This is a genomic window from Pseudoflavonifractor sp. An187 (assembly GCF_002160275.1).
In the GTDB taxonomy this organism is placed as follows: domain Bacteria; phylum Bacillota; class Clostridia; order Oscillospirales; family Oscillospiraceae; genus Enterenecus; species Enterenecus faecium.
Genome location: NZ_NFKG01000010.1, coordinates 24,159 through 42,457, shown reverse-complemented (window position 1 = coordinate 42,457; position 18,299 = coordinate 24,159). Strand labels below are relative to the sequence as shown.

Here is an 18,299-nt window from a genome sequence, read left to right as displayed (position 1 = left end):
ACGTCGTAGGGGCCGGGCTTGCCCGGCCCGCTGCTTCCCTGGCTTTGCCCTGAGACATTCGGGAGGGGCAAGCCCCTCCCCTACACCCTGCATATGAAAATCCGTGCCGCAGGCACACCATAATTATTCATTATACATTCTTCATTATTCATTTTTCGTTCTGCCTCCCTCCCCTCCTGCGCAATAAAGTCCTATTTATTGGACTTTCTCTGTGGTACACTTTCATCATCAAAGAAGAACGCCTGAACCCAGGCTTGAAAGGAAGTGTCCCGCCATGTATGAGCTGGAGTATGTCAGAGGTCATGTAGAAGTATTTTTCAACGGAGAATTCTGCTTCTCCGCCGACAATCGGCGGGAAGCGGAAGCAGAGCTGGCCATGTTACAGAGATAAAAAAACAGCAGCGAGAGGAACCTCTCGCTGCTGTTTTGATGTGTCGGATTAGTGGCCGAAGTAGTAGTCCCAGGGATCGAAGTAGCCGTCCTGCATGCTGGTAGTCTGCTGGGGGGCGGGGTCCTGCTGGGTCTGGCTGTTCTGGGTGTTGTTCTTCTCCTCGTCGAAGGTGATGTTGAGGGTCAGGGTCTCGCCGGCCCGGTACACCTCCAGGGTGGTGCTCTCACCGGCCTTGAACTGGTTCTTGGCGGCGTTGAGCTCGGCCACGGTGGTCACAGCGGTGTCGCCCAGCTTGGTGATGATATCGCCCTGCTTCAGGCCTGCGGTCTCGGAACAGGAACCCTCATTGACGGCATTGACGTACACACCGGAGGGCCAGCCGAAGGCCTTGGCGTAGTCCTCGGTGACTTCCACGGCGGTGATGCCCATGGAGGGACGTCCGGTGACATAGCCGTACTGGATGAAGTCCTGGATCATATCAATGACATCGTTGATGGGGATGGCAAAGCCGATGCCCTCAATGGAGGCGGAACTGGTGTCGCCGTTGTTGGAGTACTTGGCAGAGGTGATGCCCACCACACGGCCATACTGGTCAAACAGGGGGCCACCGGAGTTACCGGAGTTGATGACACAGTCGGTCTGAATCATGTTGATAATGGTGCCGTCGCTCATGGTCACGGAGCGGCCCACACCGGAGACATGACCGGAGGTCTGAGAGAAGGACAGGGTGCCCAGAGCGTTGCCGATGGTGGACACCTGCTGGCCCACCACCAGGGAGTCGGAGTCGCCCAGCACCACAGGCTTCAGGCCACTGATGCCGTCCATCTTCAGCACGGCCACGTCGTTGGTCTCCTCGCCGCCGATGAGGGTGGCGTCGTACTCCTCGCCGTTGTTCAAGGTCACCTTGATGGCGTTGGCCCCGTCAATGACGTGGTAGTTGGTGACAATGTAGCCGTCCTCGGAGAGGATGAAGCCGGAGCCGCTGGAGGTGCCGGTGTACTGCTGCCAGCCCTGCTGCACCGTCACTTGGCAGGTGACGTTGACGCAGGAGTCGGCGTAGGAGGCGTAGATCTCCTCCAGGGTCATCTCCTTGACCCCGTCCGCCTGCTGCACATTCACCTGGGTGCCCTGGGTGGTGTTCTGGTAGATGGTGGTGCCATCGGAGCTGCCGCCACCCAGTCTGTCATAGAGGGCAGCGCCGCCCAGACCAGCGCCGCCGCCCACCAGGGCACAGCACAGGACCAGAGCCACCGCCCGGCTGGCGCCCTTCTTCTTGGGGGGCTTGGGGGCGGGGTTGACGTGGAAGTTGGAACCGGTATCGTTGTTCTCGCCGTTGGGCGTCCAGCTATATCTGTAAGCTCCGTCGTCATTGGGGCCGCTGCCCTGAGCGAAGTTGGGGTTCTGATTCTCACCGTTAAAGCCGTTGGAATCCAAAGGCTGGAACCCGTTGTCGAAGCCGTTCTGGTTGTTATTATTTTCTTCAAACATATGGATCGCTCCTTGTTTTTTGATCTGAGCAAAGGGTACTAAATAATTATGTCCAGATTGTGACATGAATTCAAATTGATTATAAACAAACGCAAAAAATTGGCAAGGGCCTGTTGCAGCAATGCTACTTCTCAAAAATGCAAGCATTTTTTCGAGGGGATGCAGCCCGCTGCATGCATAATCGGGTCAAAGGGCGACCCGATTCCACACTGGCGGGCTGAGAAGTGTTTTTTTCGATGCGCATGTCCCCGAAAAAAACAGATTTCAATTTATTTTTCCATCTGCGGATGGAAAAACTCTGCCGAGGGCTTTTTTAACGTTGCAAGATAATCTGTCCTTCTTCCATTGACATATGGGTTTTTGAGCGTCTAAAGGGCCTGTTGCAGCGATGCTGCAACAGGCCCTTGTGGTACCTTATCTCCTATGTGGAGGAGGCCTTGAAGTACATCGAGGCCAATTACAGCGAGGCCGTCACCATCCAGGACCTGGCCAACTGGCTGGGCCTGGAGCGCACCTATCTGTATCGGCTGTTCAACTCCATGGTGGGCATGTCCCCCCAGGCCTATCTGCTGGACGTGCGCATCCGCCAGGCCTGCACCCTGCTGACCCATTCGGATTTGACCATCACCAACATTGCCCGCTCTGTGGGGTATGAGGACTCCCTGTACTTCTCCCGCCTGTTCCGCCGCAAGAAGGGCCAGACCCCCAGCCAATACCGGCTCACCCACCAGAGCCCCGAATCAAATTCCTAAAAAGGGCAAAAAATACTGCAACCCTCCTCCGAACTTGGGAGTCTGGTTGCAGTATTTGTTCTCTTATTTCCGGTGTCCGCTTTTCAGGATGGCGGCCACGTCCGAGGCGGCGGCGGACAGGTCTGCCATGACGGGGGAAAAGATGCCCAGCTTGGTCAGGTTGATAAACACCAGCAGCAGCAGCGGGCCCACGATCATGCCCAGCACGCCCCCCAGGAGCATACCCACATAGATGCCCACCAGGGAGAGGATGGGGGACAGCCCCGTCTGATCGCCCAGAATCTTGGGCTCGCCCAGGCGGCGGAACAGGGCGATGATGCCCCAGATGATCATGAGCTGGGCGGCGTGGGTGTAGTTTCCGGTGATGATATCCACCACCGCCCAGGGCACCATGATGGTGCCGGAGCCGATGATGGGGATGAAGTCCAGCACCGCAAAGCCCAGGGCCAGCAACAGGCCGTAGGACTGCCCGATGAAGAAAAAGCCCAGGGAGAGGATGAGAAACACCACAAAGGAGATAATCAGCTGGCTCTTCAGATAGCCGCCGAAGGCCTCCATGAAGATGCGCCGCACCTCACCGCAGAAGCTGCGGGCGGGGGCGGGCACCCGGTCGGTGATGAAAAACCGCAGCCGGGGATAGTCGGCGGTGATGAAGTAAGTGGCCATCAAAAACACGATGGTGGCCACCACAAAGGAGGACACCTGGCCCACCAGGGAGGGGGCCCGGTCCGCCACCACCTTCAGCCAGCCGGACACGTCAATGTCCCGCACCCAGGTCTCCACCAGCTGGGCCAGCCGCTCTCCGGCGTTGTAGGCTCCCCCGGGGAGCAGGTCCCCGAAGCCGCCCAGCCAGTCCACCACCTCGTCCAGGTTGGTGAGCACGCTGTCCACAATGCCGCCCCAGTTCTGGAACAGGGCCTGCACCTGGTCCACAGCCATCCAGGTCAGCGCCCACAGCGCACCGCCCACCAGGCCGAATACCACTATGAGCAGCGTCATGGTGATGATACCCCGGGAGATGGACAGCTTCTTTTGCAGCCAGCGCACCAGGGGATTGAGCATCCAGGAAAGAACCAGGGCCAGCACAAAGGGGCTCAGCCACGACAGCAGCGGCAGCACGCCAAAACGCAGGGCCAGCAGGGCCAGCACCAACAGCACAGCCCGCACGCCCAAACGCAGCCACAGTTCCCCCCGCTGCTTCCAGGTCAGTTGAATGGGTTCCAAACACACCACTCCTCTCCACAGGCCCGCCGTCCGTCCGAGCCCATTTGATCACGGTTGCACAAATTTTACCTTGCAAGTCATGATTATACTCCCAGTCCGCCGCATTGACAACCCCAAACCCCTCAGGTATACTAATTTAATATGATTTTAATGGGAGGAATGATCGTGGATCGTATGAAATTTCAGAGAAGCCATGTGTCTATCTTTTTGTCCTACTACAAGCCACACCTGCACCTGTTTTTGCTGGATATGGCCTGTGCGTTGGGCATCGCCCTGATCGACCTGGCTTTCCCCTACCTGTCCCGGCTGTCCATGCAGGAGCTGCTGCCCCAGAACCTGTTTGGGGCCTTCTTCGGGGTCATGGGCTGTCTGCTGGCGGCCTATCTGCTCCGGGCGGGGATGTACTACATCGTCACCTATCTGGGCCATATGATGGGCGTGCTCATTGAGGCGGATATCCGCCGGGACCTGTTTGGACACATGCAAAATCTGTCCTTCTCCTTCTATGACAAAAACCGCACGGGCCAACTGATGAGCCGGGCCACCACCGACCTGTTCGAGATCACCGAGCTGGCCCACCACGGTCCCGAGGACCTGTTCATCTCAGTGATTACCTTGGGCGGCGCCTTCTGCCTGATGCTCACCATCCAGTGGAAGCTGGCCCTCATCGTCTTTGCCGTGGTGCCCCTGTTTGTGATCTTCACCATCTTCCAGCGTCGGCGGATGATGAAGGCCTCGGTGCAGGTCAAGCAGAACATGGCGGGCATCAACGGCCAGCTGGAGTCCTCCATCTCCGGCATGCGCACCGCCAAGGCCTTTGCCAACGAGGAGCAGGAGAATCGGAAGTTCCAGCAGTCCAACAACCAGTTCAAGGGGGCCAAGCGGGACTACTACAAGGCCATGGCCACCTATATGGCGGGGCTGGAGTTCGCCCTGCCCGCCATGAACGTGCTCACCATCACCGCTGGCGGCTGGTTCATCCTCCAGGGTGAGATGAACTACATTGACCTCATTACCTTCGCTCTGTATATCTCCACCTTCCTCACCCCCGTGCGCAAGCTGGCCGCCTTTGTGGAGCAGTTCCTCAACGGCATGGCAGGCTTCAAGCGGTTTGTGGAGCTGATGCGGGTGGAGCCTGCGGTGCAGGACGCCCCCGACGCCGTGGACATGGACACCGCCAAGGGCGACATTCTGGTGGATGACGTGTCCTTCTCCTACGAGGACGGGGAGACCGTGCTGGACCACGTGTCCATTCACATCCCCCAGGGGGAGACGGTGGCAGTGGTGGGCCCCTCCGGGGGCGGCAAGTCCACCCTGTGCCAGCTCATCCCCCGCTTCTATGACGTCACCGGGGGCCGCATTCTGGTGGACGGCATGGACGTGCGCCACCTCACCCAGCAGTCCCTGCGCCAGAACATCGGCATCGTCCAGCAGGACGTGTTTCTCTTTGCCGGCACCATCTACGACAACATCCGCTACGGCAAGCCCGACGCCACCCAGGAGGAGATCATGGAGGCGGCAAAGCGGGCGGAAATCTACGACGACATCATGGCCATGCCCGACGGCTTCCAGACCTACGTGGGTGAGCGGGGGGTCATGCTCTCCGGTGGCCAGAAGCAGCGGGTGTCCATTGCCCGGATTTTCCTGAAAAATCCCCCCATCCTCATCCTGGATGAGGCCACCTCTGCCCTGGACTCGGTGACCGAGGCCCGCATCCAAAGCGCCTTTGACGAGTTGGCAAAGGGCCGCACCACCCTCATCATTGCCCACCGCCTGTCCACCATCCGCAACGCCCACCGCATCATTGTGGTGGATGACAACCGGATTGTGGAGGAGGGCACCCACCAGGAGCTGCTCCAGAGCGGCGGGGAGTACGCCCAGCTGTACAACGCCCAGAAGAGTGTATCCGTATGAACAAGACCGAACTATTAAACAAATTCGCCAAGGACGGGGAGCAGCGCACCCAGCTGGCCCGGGTCCTGGACCAGATGCAGCGGGCCGACACCCGGTCCATCCCCTGCGCCACCCAGTTTCTCTCCCCCGCCCTGCGGGCCAGCGTGGAGCTGCTGCTGGACGCCTGCGGCCACCCCAAGCATCGGTTCTGCGGGGGCTACGAGGACGCCGAGCGCACCGTGTGTGTCTTTCTCCCCCACTGGCAGGAGGCGGAGGACTACGTGGCCGAGGAGGAGCTGGCGGCGGTGTCCGCCGCCTTCCCCCGCCAAGCAGACCTCACCCACCGGGACATTCTGGGCGGCCTCATGGGCATCGGCATCACCCGGGAGAAGCTGGGGGACATTCTCATGGGGGACCATGAGGCCCAGATCGTGTGCCTACGGGAGGCCCTGCCCATTGTGCTCTCCCAGTTTTCCCAGGCGGGGCGATACCCCCTGAAGCTCCAGGAGATCCCCCTGTCCCAGCTCTCCCCCGCCCCCCAGACCGTGAAGGAGATCCACGACACCGTGGCCACCCTGCGGCTGGACGCCGTGGTGGCCTCCGGGTTCTCCCTGTCCCGGTCCAAGGCGTCCCAGCTCATCACCACCGGACGGGTGTCGGTGAACCACCTGGAGTGCCTGAAAACCGACCGTCTGGTGGAAGAGGGGGACGTGCTCACCTGCCGGGGGCTGGGTAAATGTGTGTTAGCTCAGGTGGGGGGCCAGTCCCGGAAGGGACGGATCATCCTCACCTTGCACCGCTATGTATAATATCGAAGGAGGAACACCCTCTATGACGGAAGAAAAGATTGCCCGCATCAACGAATTTGCCCGCCGGGTCAAGGCCGGAGAGGCCCTGTCTCCTGAAGAGCTGGAGGAACGGGCGGCCCTGCGGAAAGAGTACATCGACAGCGTGAAGGCCAGCTTGGTGGGAAACCTGGAGAACACCTATCTGGTGGACGAGAAGGGCAACAAAGTGAAGCTGCCCAAGAAAAAGTGAGCTATGACGACACCCCTCTGTGCATTTCCTTTGTTGCATTTTTCCCTAATTATGCTATAATCGACTTAGTAAGTTATCACTCTGTTTTAAGATTGTGTGGGAGATACTGTGACAAGGAATAGGATAGAAGGGTATCACGGCACAACCAAGGCCAATGCCATGGACATCTTATCTCAAAACCACTTTCGCAACAGCACAAAGAACAATGAATGGCTAGGTACTGGTGTATATTTTTTCGCCTACGCCGGGCACGCTAAGTGGTGGTGTTCCCACGCTCGTTTTGCAAATTGCGAGACAGTTATTTTACAGGCAATTCTGGAATATCGTCAGGAGCAACTGCTGGATTTAGATGACCCCTCTACCCTAGCAAAAGTGAATCTGTTTGTGAAAACAGCGTTAGAACATGCAAATGAGCTGGGCCTTTCTCTGGGGATTGTGGAGTTTTCCTCCTATTCCAAAGAGAAACGATGGAATTTCACCTGTAACCTAGTGCGTAAATTGATGCCTGAAATAGGAATGATTACAAAAACCTTTTTCCCAAATCACTCCACCCCCGAGCCAACTCGCTTTCCCTGCGCACAACGACAAATTTGTGTCTCTGACCATGGTATTATTATGTCTGTATCAGAATATAAGGAGGTGTCGTGTGATGAATCTGGATTTGGCCTTATCCCGCCTGAAATCTATGAGTTCACATGATTTGGAAGCCGCTATTCGCTCGGCTATGGAGGAATCCGGGATTCCTGTTGATCCAACTCCGTGTGCATTTCATTTTGTCCCCCTCTCCATGTCCGATTGCGAAGAGGTTACACATGCTTTGGCAGTTGAGCACTTATGTTCCAGCACTCAAAATTATCCCTATCAACAGCATGCGGACATGCTCTGGATTGCTGCGTAAAGCGAGGAGCTTATATGAATCACGAGACGTCAATTCAAAATTCTCAAAGTGTGTTGCATTTGAAACAGGTCTTTTTTGATCACCTGGAGTTTGTACGCACCGGATTTCCCCATGCTTCCCAACAGGATGTAAAGGTCACAGTAGGGACGGCAATCAATAAGCAATCTGACAATCAATACCAGGTCTCTCTAAGCGTACACGCTGATCGGCCAGGTGAGTTTCAGTCCCATGTGCAAATCAGCGCACTGTGTGAGATTCAGGACGATGATATCCGGACTGAGACGATTCTAAAGAAAAATACCGTTGCCATCCTGTTCCCCTACGTGCGCTCTGCCTTCACATTGCTCACCGCACAGCCCGGGATGGAACCTGTGGTCCTCCCCGCTTTGAACATTAACGCTCTGATCGATGAGCTGGTGCAAAAAGAATCTTGATGTTCATTTATTTCTCTTCAAAATTTTATTTGCAAACTAAAAATTGCCGTCTGCTCGGCGTGAGCAGACGGCAATTTTTTGGGTTTTATTACTCGGCCACGGCCACCACGTTGGTAGCACGCACGCCCTTAGCGCCGCGGGGATCGGGCTCGGTCTCGAAAGTGACCTTCTGGCCCTCCAGCAGCTTCTTGTAGCCCTCAGCCACGATGGCGGAGAAGTGCACGAACACGTCCTCGCTGCCGTCGTCGGGGGTGATGAAGCCATAGCCCTTCTCAGCGTTGAACCATTTGACAATACCGGTCATGTGGGATTCCTCCTGAATCAAAAATTGCGGTTTTGAGGCAAAAGAGAAGCCCAACCCTTTCATGTACGAAAAGGGTGGGCGCAACAGTTCATACATCAAAACAACGTGATTATTATAGCATTGCCTCCCCAGAGGTGTCAAGAATTTTCCTGTCGCACCCTGTCTGTCCCGCCCCAACATTCTCCCCCTCCGGGGTGTTGACATTTCCCTTCCCCATCAGTAGAATGTTATCTGCTCGTTTGCAAATATTATATTAATGTAAGAAGGTCTGTATCTATGTCCGTCACTTACTTCGATTATGCCGCCACCACTCCCGTCTCCCCCCAGGCCATGGAGGCCGTGGTGGAGGCCCTGCAACACTTTGGCAACCCCTCCTCCCGCTATCCTCTGGGCCGGGAGGCCGCCCAGGGAGTGAAGACCCACCGGGAGACGGTGGCCCGTGCTCTGGGCTGTACCCCCCAGGAGGTGTATTTTACCTCCTGCGGCACCGAGGGCAACAACTGGGCCATCCGCCGGGGTGTGGAGCTGAACCGCCGGAAGGGCAAGCACATCATCACCACCGCCATTGAGCACGCCGCCGTGCTGGAGACCTGCCGGGACCTGGAGCGCCAGGGCTATGAGGTGACCTACCTCAAGCCGGACCGGGAGGGCCGCATCAACCCCCAGGACCTGGCCGCCGCCCTGCGCCCGGACACCGCCCTGGTGTCCATGATGCTGGTGAACAACGAGGTGGGTTCCGTCCTCCCGGTGGCCCAGTGTGTGAAGCTGGTGAAGGCCTATGACAAGACCATTCTGTTCCACTGCGACGCCGTCCAGGGCTTTTTGAAGGTGCCCTACACCATGGCATCCCTGGGGGCGGACTTTGTGTCGGTGAGCGGCCACAAGATTGGGGCCCCCAAGGGCATTGGCGCCCTGCTGGTGAAAAAGGGGGTCCGTCTCACTCCCTATCTCACCGGAGGCGGGCAGGAAAACGGCATGCGCTCGGGCACCGAGCCCACCGCCCAGATCGCCGGGTTTGCCGCCGCCTGTCAGGCCACCATGGCCCAGACCGACCGCCTCCCCCGCACCGCCGCCATCAAGGCCTACACCCTCCAGAAGCTGCACGAGGCGCTGCCCCAGCTGGAGGTCATCACCCAGGGGGACGCCCCCCACATCTGCGCCGTCACCCTGCCCGGGTATAAGAGCGAGGTGGTGGTGCGGGTGCTGGGGGATGCGGGCATCTGCATCTCCTCCGGCTCCGCCTGCCACAAAGGCAAGCCCAGCCACGTCTTTGCCGCCCTGGGGCTGCCCAAGCCCTGGCTGGACGGGGCGCTGCGCCTGTCCTTCTCCCCCGCCTCCACCCAGGAGGAGGCGGACCGACTGGTGGCCGCTCTCAAAGAGGCCGCCGCCACCCTGTTTACCACTCTGTCCTAGGGCGTATCTGAAAACTAAGAAATCGCCGAATTTTCCACAAGCAACAGACAGATACAAGGCAAAAAGCGCAGGAATCCTGGGTGGATTCCGAGCATTTTTAACGCAGTAGCTGGCGTTGATTGTTGGGAAAGTCAATGATTTCGACTTTTCAGAAAGCCCCTAATCTTATCGTACTGCGAGGTCTGTTATGCGTTCCTTCTTCCGACGGGAGCCGGGCTTTTACCGCCATCTGGTGGCCCTGGCCCTCCCCATTCTCATTCAAAACCTCATTACCAACTCCCTCGGCCTGGTGGACACCTTCATGGTGGGCACCCTGGGCGAAGGCCCTCTGGCGGGCGTCACTCTGGCCAACATCCCGGTGTTTGTCATCCAGCTGATGATGTTCGGCATCCAGAGCGGCTCGGCGGTGCTCATCAGCCAATACCGGGGCAAGGGAGACTATGCCTCCATCAACCGGGTCATTGGCATCGGCATGTATGTGGCCGGGGCCATCACCCTGGTCTTTGCCCTCATCACGGGCTTTGCCACCCAGCCCTTCATGAGCCTGTTCGGCAACGACCCCGACGTCATCGCCACCGCCGCCCGCTATGCCCGCATTGTGGGCTGGTCCTACTTCTTTGACAGCTTTGTCCAGGTGTATATCGGGGCACACCGGGCCATGGGCAAGCCCAACCGAGGCATGTATATCCTGGCGGTGTCCATGCTGGGCAACACCTTCCTCAACTGGGTGTTCATCTTCGGTAACCTGGGCGCTCCCCGCATGGCCGAGGAGGGTGCCGCCCTGGCCACCCTGCTGGCCCGTATTCTCTCCTGCTCCATTGCCGTGGTGTGGGCCATCCGGGACCGTGGATTCCGCATCCAGCCCGCCATCTTCTTCCGCCCCGGTCTGGAGATGACCCGGCGGTTCATCCGCTTCTCCACTCCCGTGATGTGCAATGAGACCTTCTGGGGCCTGGGCACCTCCCTGTTCCCCACCATCATGGGCCACATGGACGGGTCCAAGGAGATTCTGGCCGCCTACGCCATCGCCGGCAACATCACCAACCTGTGCACGGTGGGTGTGTTCGCCATCGGCGGCACCGCCGCCATCCTGGTGGGGCAGGAGATCGGCTCGGGGCGCACCGACCAGGTGTTCCGCCTGGGGGCGCTGCTGGATGTGCTGGCCTTCACCTTCGGGCTGGTGTCGGGAGGCGTGTTCCTGCTCATCCTCTACTTTATCATCGCCCCCTACCTCTACCCTCTCTTCCACCTGTCCGCCCAGGCCGGGGACATCTGCACCATGATGCTCACGGTGGTCTTCTGCTTTATGCCCCTGCGCTCCTTTGACACCACCAACATCGTGGGCGTGCTCCGGGGCGGCGGTGACGTGCGCATGGCCACCCTCATCGACCTCTCCCCCCTGTGGCTGGCCGCCATCCCCCTGGCCGCCCTGTCCGGCCTGGTGTTCCAGCTGGGCATCTTCTGGGTGTACCTGTCCATGATGAGTGAGAACATCATCAAGTGCATCTTCGGCCTGCGCCGATTCCTCAGCGCCCAGTGGATTCACGATGTGACCATCGTGTCCTTTGAAAAAGAATAACCCCTATATGAAAAAGCCGGAGTCAGGACAGACCTGACTCCGGCGTTTTTAAGCTTATTAGCTGCGGCGACGGCGCACGGCAACGGTGGCGCCAGCCAGCAGGCACACAGCGGCGGCCAGAGCCACCACGTAGCCCATCAGCTGGGCGTTGTCCCCGGTCTGGGGCACGTTTTCGGGCTTCTCGGTGGCCTCAGGCTTCTGGGAGGCCTCGGGGGTCTCAGAGGGCTGGGGATTCTCAGCGGTGAGGCCCTCATAGGCGGCCTTCAGGGCTTCGGCGGCGGCATCCACAGTGGCCTGGTCCTCCTCGGACAGAGTCTCGTCAGACATCACAGCCTGGGCGGCAGCCAGAGCGCTGCGGAAGGCGGCCACAGACTGGGCAGTGTAGCCCTCCAGGTCGGTATCCTGGTACTGATGGATGAGGTCCTCCAGAATGGACTTGTCGGCCTTGAAGCGCTGGGCCAGAATGGCACTGAGCAGCTCGTCCACCACGGGCTGGATCTCCCCGTCCATGGCGTCCTGGTCGGCGTACACGTCCTTGGCCTTGGCCAGGGCGTCCACCAACAGCTGCCAGTTGTCGGGCATATACTTGTCAGCGTTGTCCACCATGCCGTCGGCCCGGGTGATGAGCAGCTCCAGCATGGTCTTGTCGCCACGGGTGAAGTCCAGCATGTGGATGGCCTCCACCAGCTGGTCAAAGGCGGCGTCCACCTGGGTCTGGGTGGCGGCGGGGTCGTCCAGAACCGCCTTGGCGTTGTCCATGGCGGCCTCAAACTTGGCGGCCACGGTGGGAATCAGGTTGGAGGTGTCCTGCTCCAGGGCGTAGTGGTAGGCGTACTCCAGCAGGAACTTGTCGGCCTGGCCGGGCTGCTCCTCCTTCTCCAGCGCGGCCTTGGCCTGCTCCAGGGCATCGGTGGCGGCGGCAAGATCGGCGGGAGTGGCGGCGCTGTTGAGCAGCAGGGTCTGGGCACTCGTCAGAGCGGCCTGGAAGGCGTCCCAGCTCTCCTGGGTGTAGCCGTCATTGGTGAGGGCGGCGCACTCCTCCACCAGCTGCTCCAGAGCGGCGCGGTTGGCGGGCACCAGGGCCATGGCGGCGGCCTCCAGCTCGGCCTGGGCAGCGCTGACCTCAGCGGCGGTGGCGGAAGTGCCCTTGTCCAGAATGGCCTGGGCGTTGGTGAGGGCGGCGTCATAGCGCTCCCAGCTGTCCTGAGTGTAGTCGGCAGCCTGGAGGTTTGCCTCCACCTGGGCGTCCACAGCGGCCTGGAGGTTGCTGTTGTCCACGGTCTGGCCGCCGTACTGCTGCATCAGACGGGCGTACTCCTCAGAGGTGATGCGGATGGGGGTGCCGTGGCGGGCACGGCTGGGCATCTTGAAGGCAGTGTCGGGCTGGGCAAACTCACCGGTGGTCAGGTCATCGGTGACCAGGGGGTAATAGCCAATGCCGCCAAACTGGTCCACCAGCAGGCAGTAGGCGCCGTTGTCCTGGTCATCCTGGTTGAACTGGAAGATGGTGGGTCCCTCCACCCACTGGTTGGCGTTGAGGGAATCGGAGGGGATGTGGCTCCACTCGCCCAGCAGGGTGTCGGCCACTTCCACGTACACGGTCTTGGTCTTGGCGCCGTAGTCGTTGGTGGCGCCTCCCTCGTTCTTGGTGTAGCGGTAGTACTTGCCGTCCTCGGAAGAGCGGATGATGGTGGTGTCAATGGAGGACTCGTCCATGTCAATGAACACCTGGGGCTCGGTGAAGGTGTAGAAGTCCCGGGTCTTGGCGTAGTACAGCCGCTGCTTGGCGTAGCCGTCCTCCGAGACCTTGGAGGCCCAGTACACTACATACTCTCCGGTGAGGGGGTCATAGGTGGCCTCGGGGGCCCAGGTACATCCGGCGTCAATGCCAGCGCTGACGGTGACCATGCGCATGTCGGACCAGTTCACCAGGTCGGTGGACTCCCACACCATCAAGGCCTGGCTGCCTGCGGTCTGGGCCCGGTTCCAGTCGCCGTTGCCATAGATCTTCAGGTCGGTGGCGATGAGGTAGAACTTGTCCCCCTCGGGAGAGCGGATGATGAAGGGGTCACGGACGCCCTTCTCGCCCTTGTCGGAGGTGAGCACAGGCTTATTCTCGTTGAGGTCGGTCCAGTTCAGGCCGTCCTGGCTGGCGGCAAAGTAGATCTGCTCGCCGTCGGAGTAGCCCTCGCCAGCAAAGTAGGTAAAGAAGTAGTCGGTGTAGTCCTCCTCGCTGATTTTCTCAGGCGCGGCCTTCACGGTGAGGGCGATGTCCTTGGTGACGGTCTGGTCGGCCAAAGTCACCTGGGCGGTGACGGTGACCACGGTGTCACTGGCGGGACGGGTGACGGTTCCGGCGGGGGTGTCGTCATAGCCCTCCACGGTGGCGGGGATGGGCTCCACGTTGACAATGTCGGCCCGGTCAGTGGTCCAGGTAATGTCCAAGCCGTTGGAGGTGGTCTCGGGCAGGGTGATGTTGCCCCGCACGTCGTCCTTGTTGGGGATGTCGATGGACTCCAGGGCCTCGGTGAGCTCCTGGTCCACGTCCAGAGGCATCACGGTGACCTTCAGCTCCACGGTGTAGCTCTCACCGTCCACCTGGAAGGACACGGGGATGGTGACCTTGGTCTCCTGGCCCACCACGGCGTGGACGGTGCCGTCGGCGGCGATGACATCGGTGTTATCCCAGGTGCCCCAGGTGAGGGTCACGTTGTCCAGCTTGGTGGGGAAGGTGAGGTCGTCGGTGACGGTGTCCAGGCTGGCGTTGTCCCCCTTGACCACATCGTACAGGTCGGCCATGACCATGTCCGCCTTGTCCTCCCCGGTGGGCAGAGAGGCCTCGATCTCAGACTTGCTCAGGGCGTAGGACCAGACCTTCACGTCGGAGATGTTGGCTTTGAGCAGGGAGTCCAGGGTGTACAGGGACTTGCCGATGTAACCCATCACGTCGCCCTCGGGGAGCACGTCCTGGATGGTCTTGTCCTGGGTGACGGTGGACACCCGCTCCCCGTCCAGATACAGGCTCAGGGTGCCGCCCCGGCCCACCAAAGTCACGGTGCCGAAGCCCTCCACGTGGCCCATACCGCTGTCCACCACGGGCAGGCGGGTCTCCTTCCAGGCGCTTCCGGTGCCGGTCTTGATGGCGGCCAGGAAGTTGCCGTTGCTCTCACAGGGGTTGACGAAGATGTAGTCCCCCACGTTCTTGTCGTTCCAGTTGCCGAAGCCGTCGCCGATGGTCAGCAGCCAGTGGGCGGCGTTGGTCTGGGTGGTGACGGTGGCCTGCATGGTGAAGTTCTCACTGTCCCCAATGGCCTCGGTGATGGAGGAGGGCAGGGTGGCATAACCAGCCCCGTCCAGCTGCCACACGGTCTGATCGCCATAGGTGACGAAGTCGCCGTCCTGGGTGTCATACAGGGTGGCGTCGTTGCCGTTGCCGGACACGTCCACCAGGGTGTTCCCCTCGTGGGTCATGTCGTAGGCGGCCACCAGCTGGCCCTCGTTGCTGCCCGGCTCGCCAGCCAGCACGGTGACGGTGATGGTCTTCTCCACGCTCTCGCCGTGGATGGTGATGGTCACAGGGATGGTGACGGTGACATCCCCGTCCACCGAGGGGGTGACCACGCCGTCAGCGTCCACCACGTCGGGGTTGCTGCTCTCCCCCCAGGTGAGGGTGGCGCTGCCCACGGTGGTGGGGAAGTACAAATCCTTGGTAATCTGGTCGGCGGAGGGGTTGCCGCTGAGCACCTCTGCCATGATGTCGTCCATCATCAGATCGGCCAGTACCTCCACACCAGGCATGCTGGCTTGGACCTGCTCCTGAGTCAGGGCCTCGTCATAGACCTTCATGTCCACCACATCGGCGGTGAGCATGGGGTCAGGGGCGTAGAGGGACTTTCCGATGTAGCCCAACACATCCCCATCGGGGATGACGTCGGCCAGGTTGTAGTCGTGGTCAATGGTGGAGATGGCCACGCCGTCCAGGTAGGTGGTGACGGTCTGGTCCTCGCTGACCACGGTGAGGGTGTGGTAGCCGTCGCTCCAGCCCACATTGGGCACGCTGCTGCGAATCTCGCCGCCGGCGGCCTCGTTGCCCACCTTGATGCCCGTGAGGGTCTTTCCTGCATAGCTGCCCTGGTTGGACTTGGGGCCCACAAACAGATAGTTGCCAATGCGGCCATCGCCCCAGTTGCCCACGCCATCACCGATGACCCAGGCCCACTGAGCGGAGTTGCCCCCGTCCACAGACAGGGTGATCTCCACGGCGCAGTCGTTGTCCGACTCGCCAATCAGTCCCTGGGGCAAGGTGGCGTACTGCTTGTTGGCAAAGTGCAGCACATTGGTGTCCCCGTAGGTGGAGAAATTCCCGTCTACGGTGTTGTACAACGTGGCGTGGTTGTCATTTCCCGACACGTCCAGCAGCTGATTGCCGCTGTGGGACATGTCATAGTGGGCAGTGGGCTGGACAGGCTCCGCCGCTCGCACCGTGCCCGAGAGGGGCACCAGCGACAGGGTCATCACCGCTGCCAGGGCCGCAGATGCCGGCCGTTTCCAGTTGGTCTTCATAGCTTCCTCCTTATTTGCCAAGATTGGTATGCTTATTGTACCATAGTCTGTCCATTTTGCTCAAGAGAAAGCCGGTCAACTCCGTAAATTTGTACGTACTTTACAATACAAGTTTTCCGTTCCTCCCGTCTTTTTCCAGACAACCTCCACTTTTCCCGTTGTTTTTGTACGGATAAGTTGTAAGATTCCGGTAAACAGGCCAGATTGGAAACTGTGATAATGTCAAATTTCCGCCGCTGCACACAAAATCGGCTGTGGCACGCCGCCCTTGACCTGCCACAGCCGATGATGTTCTCATTCCCCTTTGTACTTTTTCCGGGTGGCCAGGCCGCCCCGGATGTGTCGCTGGGCCTTGTTGACCTCCAGCACCACCTTCACCTGCTCATACAGTGGGCGGTTGAAGGTGGGCAGCCGCTCGGACAGGTCCTTGTGCACCGTGGATTTGCTCAAGCCGAATTTCTGGGCGGCACTGCGCACCGTGCCCTTCTCTTCGATGATGTACAGTGCCATCTCGCAGGCTCGCTCTTCCATGTTCCCTTTCAAACGGCAACACTCCCTCATGGTTCTCACACGAGCATATATATGTGAGGAGGGGGACAATTATGTGGTGCCCACGCCGCTGTGTACTTTGTGCAAAAACTTGTCAAACCCCCTTGCATTTTTCGTCATTTTATAGCATAATACACAATATAACTTCCTCCGTTCCCCTGTCTCTCCAGCTTCCCTCCGATCTGGCACACCGCAGCGGGAACCGGCGGTGTTGTTTTCCTGTGAGAGAAAGGTGGATGTTCCATGAGAAGTTCCGGTATTTTGATGCCCATTTCCGCCCTGCCCTCCCCCTATGGCGTGGGCACGCTGGGTCAAAGCGCCCGGGATTTTGTCTCCTTCCTGGTGGAGTCCGGCCAGACCTACTGGCAGATTCTCCCCATCAGCCCCACCGGGTTTGGGGATTCCCCCTATCAGTCCTTCTCCTCCTTTGCCGGCAACCCCTACTTCATTGACCTGGACGATTTGGCCCAGGAGGGGCTGCTGCTGCCCGAGGAGTTTCAGACCCTCACCTGGGGCGAGAGTCCCACCCAGGTGGACTACGGTCTCATTTACCGCCAGCGGTTCCCCATCCTCCGCCGGGCGGTGTCGCGTCTGAGCATCAAGCGGCCCCAGGAACTGGCTGACTTCTGCCGCACCCAGCAGGAGTGGCTGGAGCCCTACGCCCAGTTTATGGCCTTCAAAGACTACTATGATGGGGCACCCTGGTCCCAATGGCCCGACCCCATCCGGCTGCGCCAGCCCCAGGCGGTGGAAGAGCTGGCGGGCGAGCTGGCCGACTCCATTCTCTTCTGGAAGGGGGTACAGTTCCTCTTCTTCGCCCAGTGGAAAGCCCTGAAAGAGTACGCCAACCGCCAGGGCATCTCCATCATCGGGGACCTGCCCATCTATGTGGCCTCGGACAGCGCCGACGTATGGGCCAATCCCCAGCAATTCCAGCTGGACGAGAATCTGTGCCCCACCGAGGTGGCCGGGTGCCCCCCTGACGGCTTCTCCGAGGACGGACAGCTGTGGGGCAACCCCCTCTTCGACTGGGAAGGCATGGCGGAAAACCGCTACCAGTGGTGGATGCGCCGGGTGGCCTTCCAGTTCACCATCTACGATGTGCTGCGCATTGACCACTTCCGGGGCTTCGACTCCTACTACGCCATCCCCGCCGGGGACAAAAACGCCCGCCGGGGCCGTTGGCGTCCCGGCCCGGGCATCGCCTTCTTCAACATCCTCAAGGAGACTCTGGGAGATCGGCCCATCATCGCCGAGGACCTGGGCTTCCTCACCCCCTCGGTGCACCAGATGCTGGCCGACACCGGGTACCCCGGCATGAAAGTGCTGGAATTCGCCTTTGACCACCGGGACAGCGGGCAAAACCTGTACCTGCCCCACAACTACCCCGTCAACTGCATCGCCTATGTGGGCACCCACGACAACGACACCGCCCTGGGCTGGACCCGCACCGCCGACCCGGACGACGTGGCTACCGCCCGGGCCTACCTGAACCTCACCCCGGAAGAGGGGGAGAACTGGGGCATGATGCGGGGCATCTGGGCCAGCGCCGCCCGGTACACCATCGTACAGATGCAGGACGTGCTGGGCCTGGGCAGTGAAGGGCGTATCAATACCCCCTCCACCACCGGGGAGAACTGGCAGTGGCGGGCCACCCCCGGCTATCTCACCCAAGAGCTGGCCCATCGGCTGTACCGGATGACCAAGCTGTATGGACGGTTGCGGCCATAAATTGCACAAAAAAGGAGCGTTCCAGGCGGAACGCTCCTTTTT

At 59.9% G+C, this 18,299-nt stretch carries 15 protein-coding genes; 10 read left to right on the top strand and 5 right to left on the bottom strand.

The window, feature by feature from the left end; all coding sequences use genetic code 11:
* Nucleotides 1-439 precede the first annotated feature (439 nt).
* Complete coding sequence (locus tag B5F22_RS06235; RefSeq protein ID WP_158096638.1) at nucleotides 440-1,879, bottom strand: trypsin-like peptidase domain-containing protein; 1,440 nt, start codon at nucleotides 1,877-1,879, stop codon at nucleotides 440-442.
* Between the two features lie 404 nt (nucleotides 1,880-2,283).
* Between B5F22_RS06235 and B5F22_RS06230 the strand changes: the two genes are divergently transcribed.
* A complete protein-coding gene (locus B5F22_RS06230) occupies nucleotides 2,284-2,631 on the top strand; it encodes an AraC family transcriptional regulator (protein ID WP_242955068.1) in 348 nt (115 codons plus the stop codon).
* Nucleotides 2,632-2,694: 63 nt separating this feature from the next.
* Here B5F22_RS06230 and ytvI read toward each other — a convergent pair whose 3' ends face one another.
* Nucleotides 2,695-3,855, bottom strand: a complete 1,161-nt coding sequence (ytvI, locus tag B5F22_RS06225; RefSeq protein ID WP_158096637.1) for a sporulation integral membrane protein YtvI — start codon at nucleotides 3,853-3,855, stop codon at nucleotides 2,695-2,697.
* A gap of 174 nt (nucleotides 3,856-4,029) precedes the next feature.
* On the opposite strand from ytvI, the gene B5F22_RS06220 reads away from it, so the two are divergent.
* From B5F22_RS06220 to B5F22_RS06205, 6 genes are all read left to right on the top strand, one after another.
* On the top strand, nucleotides 4,030-5,769 hold the full coding sequence (locus tag B5F22_RS06220) for an ABC transporter ATP-binding protein (protein WP_087232688.1): 1,740 nt from the start codon (nucleotides 4,030-4,032) through the stop codon (nucleotides 5,767-5,769).
* Nucleotides 5,766-6,557 (top strand): YlmH/Sll1252 family protein, encoded by a 792-nt coding sequence (locus tag B5F22_RS06215; protein WP_087391809.1) that lies wholly within the window; start codon nucleotides 5,766-5,768, stop codon nucleotides 6,555-6,557. Before B5F22_RS06220 ends, B5F22_RS06215 begins: the two co-directional genes overlap by 4 nt.
* 22 nt (nucleotides 6,558-6,579) lie before the next feature.
* On the top strand, nucleotides 6,580-6,786 hold the full coding sequence (locus B5F22_RS06210; protein ID WP_087391807.1) for a DUF896 domain-containing protein: 207 nt from the start codon (nucleotides 6,580-6,582) through the stop codon (nucleotides 6,784-6,786).
* Between the two features lie 159 nt (nucleotides 6,787-6,945).
* Nucleotides 6,946-7,485: a hypothetical protein gene (locus tag B5F22_RS12005; RefSeq protein WP_087369875.1), complete on the top strand. Its 540-nt coding sequence runs from the start codon at nucleotides 6,946-6,948 to the stop codon at nucleotides 7,483-7,485.
* Complete coding sequence (locus B5F22_RS12280) at nucleotides 7,436-7,684, top strand: hypothetical protein (protein WP_158096636.1); 249 nt, start codon at nucleotides 7,436-7,438, stop codon at nucleotides 7,682-7,684. Before B5F22_RS12005 ends, B5F22_RS12280 begins: the two co-directional genes overlap by 50 nt.
* A gap of 14 nt (nucleotides 7,685-7,698) precedes the next feature.
* Nucleotides 7,699-8,118 carry a protein-export chaperone SecB gene (locus B5F22_RS06205; RefSeq protein WP_158096635.1) on the top strand — a complete coding sequence of 140 codons (420 nt, stop codon included), beginning with the start codon at nucleotides 7,699-7,701 and terminating at the stop codon, nucleotides 8,116-8,118.
* A gap of 88 nt (nucleotides 8,119-8,206) precedes the next feature.
* On the opposite strand, the gene B5F22_RS06200 is transcribed toward B5F22_RS06205, so the two are convergent.
* Entirely contained in the window at nucleotides 8,207-8,422 is a 216-nt protein-coding gene (locus B5F22_RS06200; protein ID WP_087232605.1) for a cold-shock protein, read from the bottom strand.
* 276 nt (nucleotides 8,423-8,698) lie between these two features.
* On the opposite strand from B5F22_RS06200, the gene B5F22_RS06195 reads away from it, so the two are divergent.
* Together B5F22_RS06195 and B5F22_RS06190 are read left to right on the top strand one after the other, a co-directional pair.
* Nucleotides 8,699-9,835: a cysteine desulfurase family protein gene (locus B5F22_RS06195; protein WP_087391804.1), complete on the top strand. Its 1,137-nt coding sequence runs from the start codon at nucleotides 8,699-8,701 to the stop codon at nucleotides 9,833-9,835.
* A 187-nt stretch (nucleotides 9,836-10,022) separates the two neighbouring features.
* Nucleotides 10,023-11,414, top strand: coding sequence for an MATE family efflux transporter (locus tag B5F22_RS06190; RefSeq protein ID WP_087391802.1), 1,392 nt, complete (start codon nucleotides 10,023-10,025; stop codon nucleotides 11,412-11,414).
* A 57-nt stretch (nucleotides 11,415-11,471) separates the two neighbouring features.
* Here the strand turns inward: B5F22_RS06190 and B5F22_RS12745 are convergent, their stop codons facing one another.
* On the bottom strand, nucleotides 11,472-15,977 hold the full coding sequence (locus tag B5F22_RS12745; protein WP_087391800.1) for an immunoglobulin-like domain-containing protein: 4,506 nt from the start codon (nucleotides 15,975-15,977) through the stop codon (nucleotides 11,472-11,474).
* A gap of 294 nt (nucleotides 15,978-16,271) precedes the next feature.
* The gene (gene spoIIID / locus B5F22_RS06180) at nucleotides 16,272-16,520 is read right to left on the bottom strand and encodes a sporulation transcriptional regulator SpoIIID (RefSeq protein ID WP_087232593.1); all 249 of its coding nucleotides are present in this window, start codon (nucleotides 16,518-16,520) and stop codon (nucleotides 16,272-16,274) included.
* Nucleotides 16,521-16,769: 249 nt separating this feature from the next.
* Between spoIIID and malQ the strand changes: the two genes are divergently transcribed.
* Nucleotides 16,770-18,257: a 4-alpha-glucanotransferase gene (gene malQ / locus B5F22_RS06175; RefSeq protein WP_087391798.1), complete on the top strand. Its 1,488-nt coding sequence runs from the start codon at nucleotides 16,770-16,772 to the stop codon at nucleotides 18,255-18,257.
* The last annotated feature ends 42 nt before the right edge of the window (nucleotides 18,258-18,299 follow it).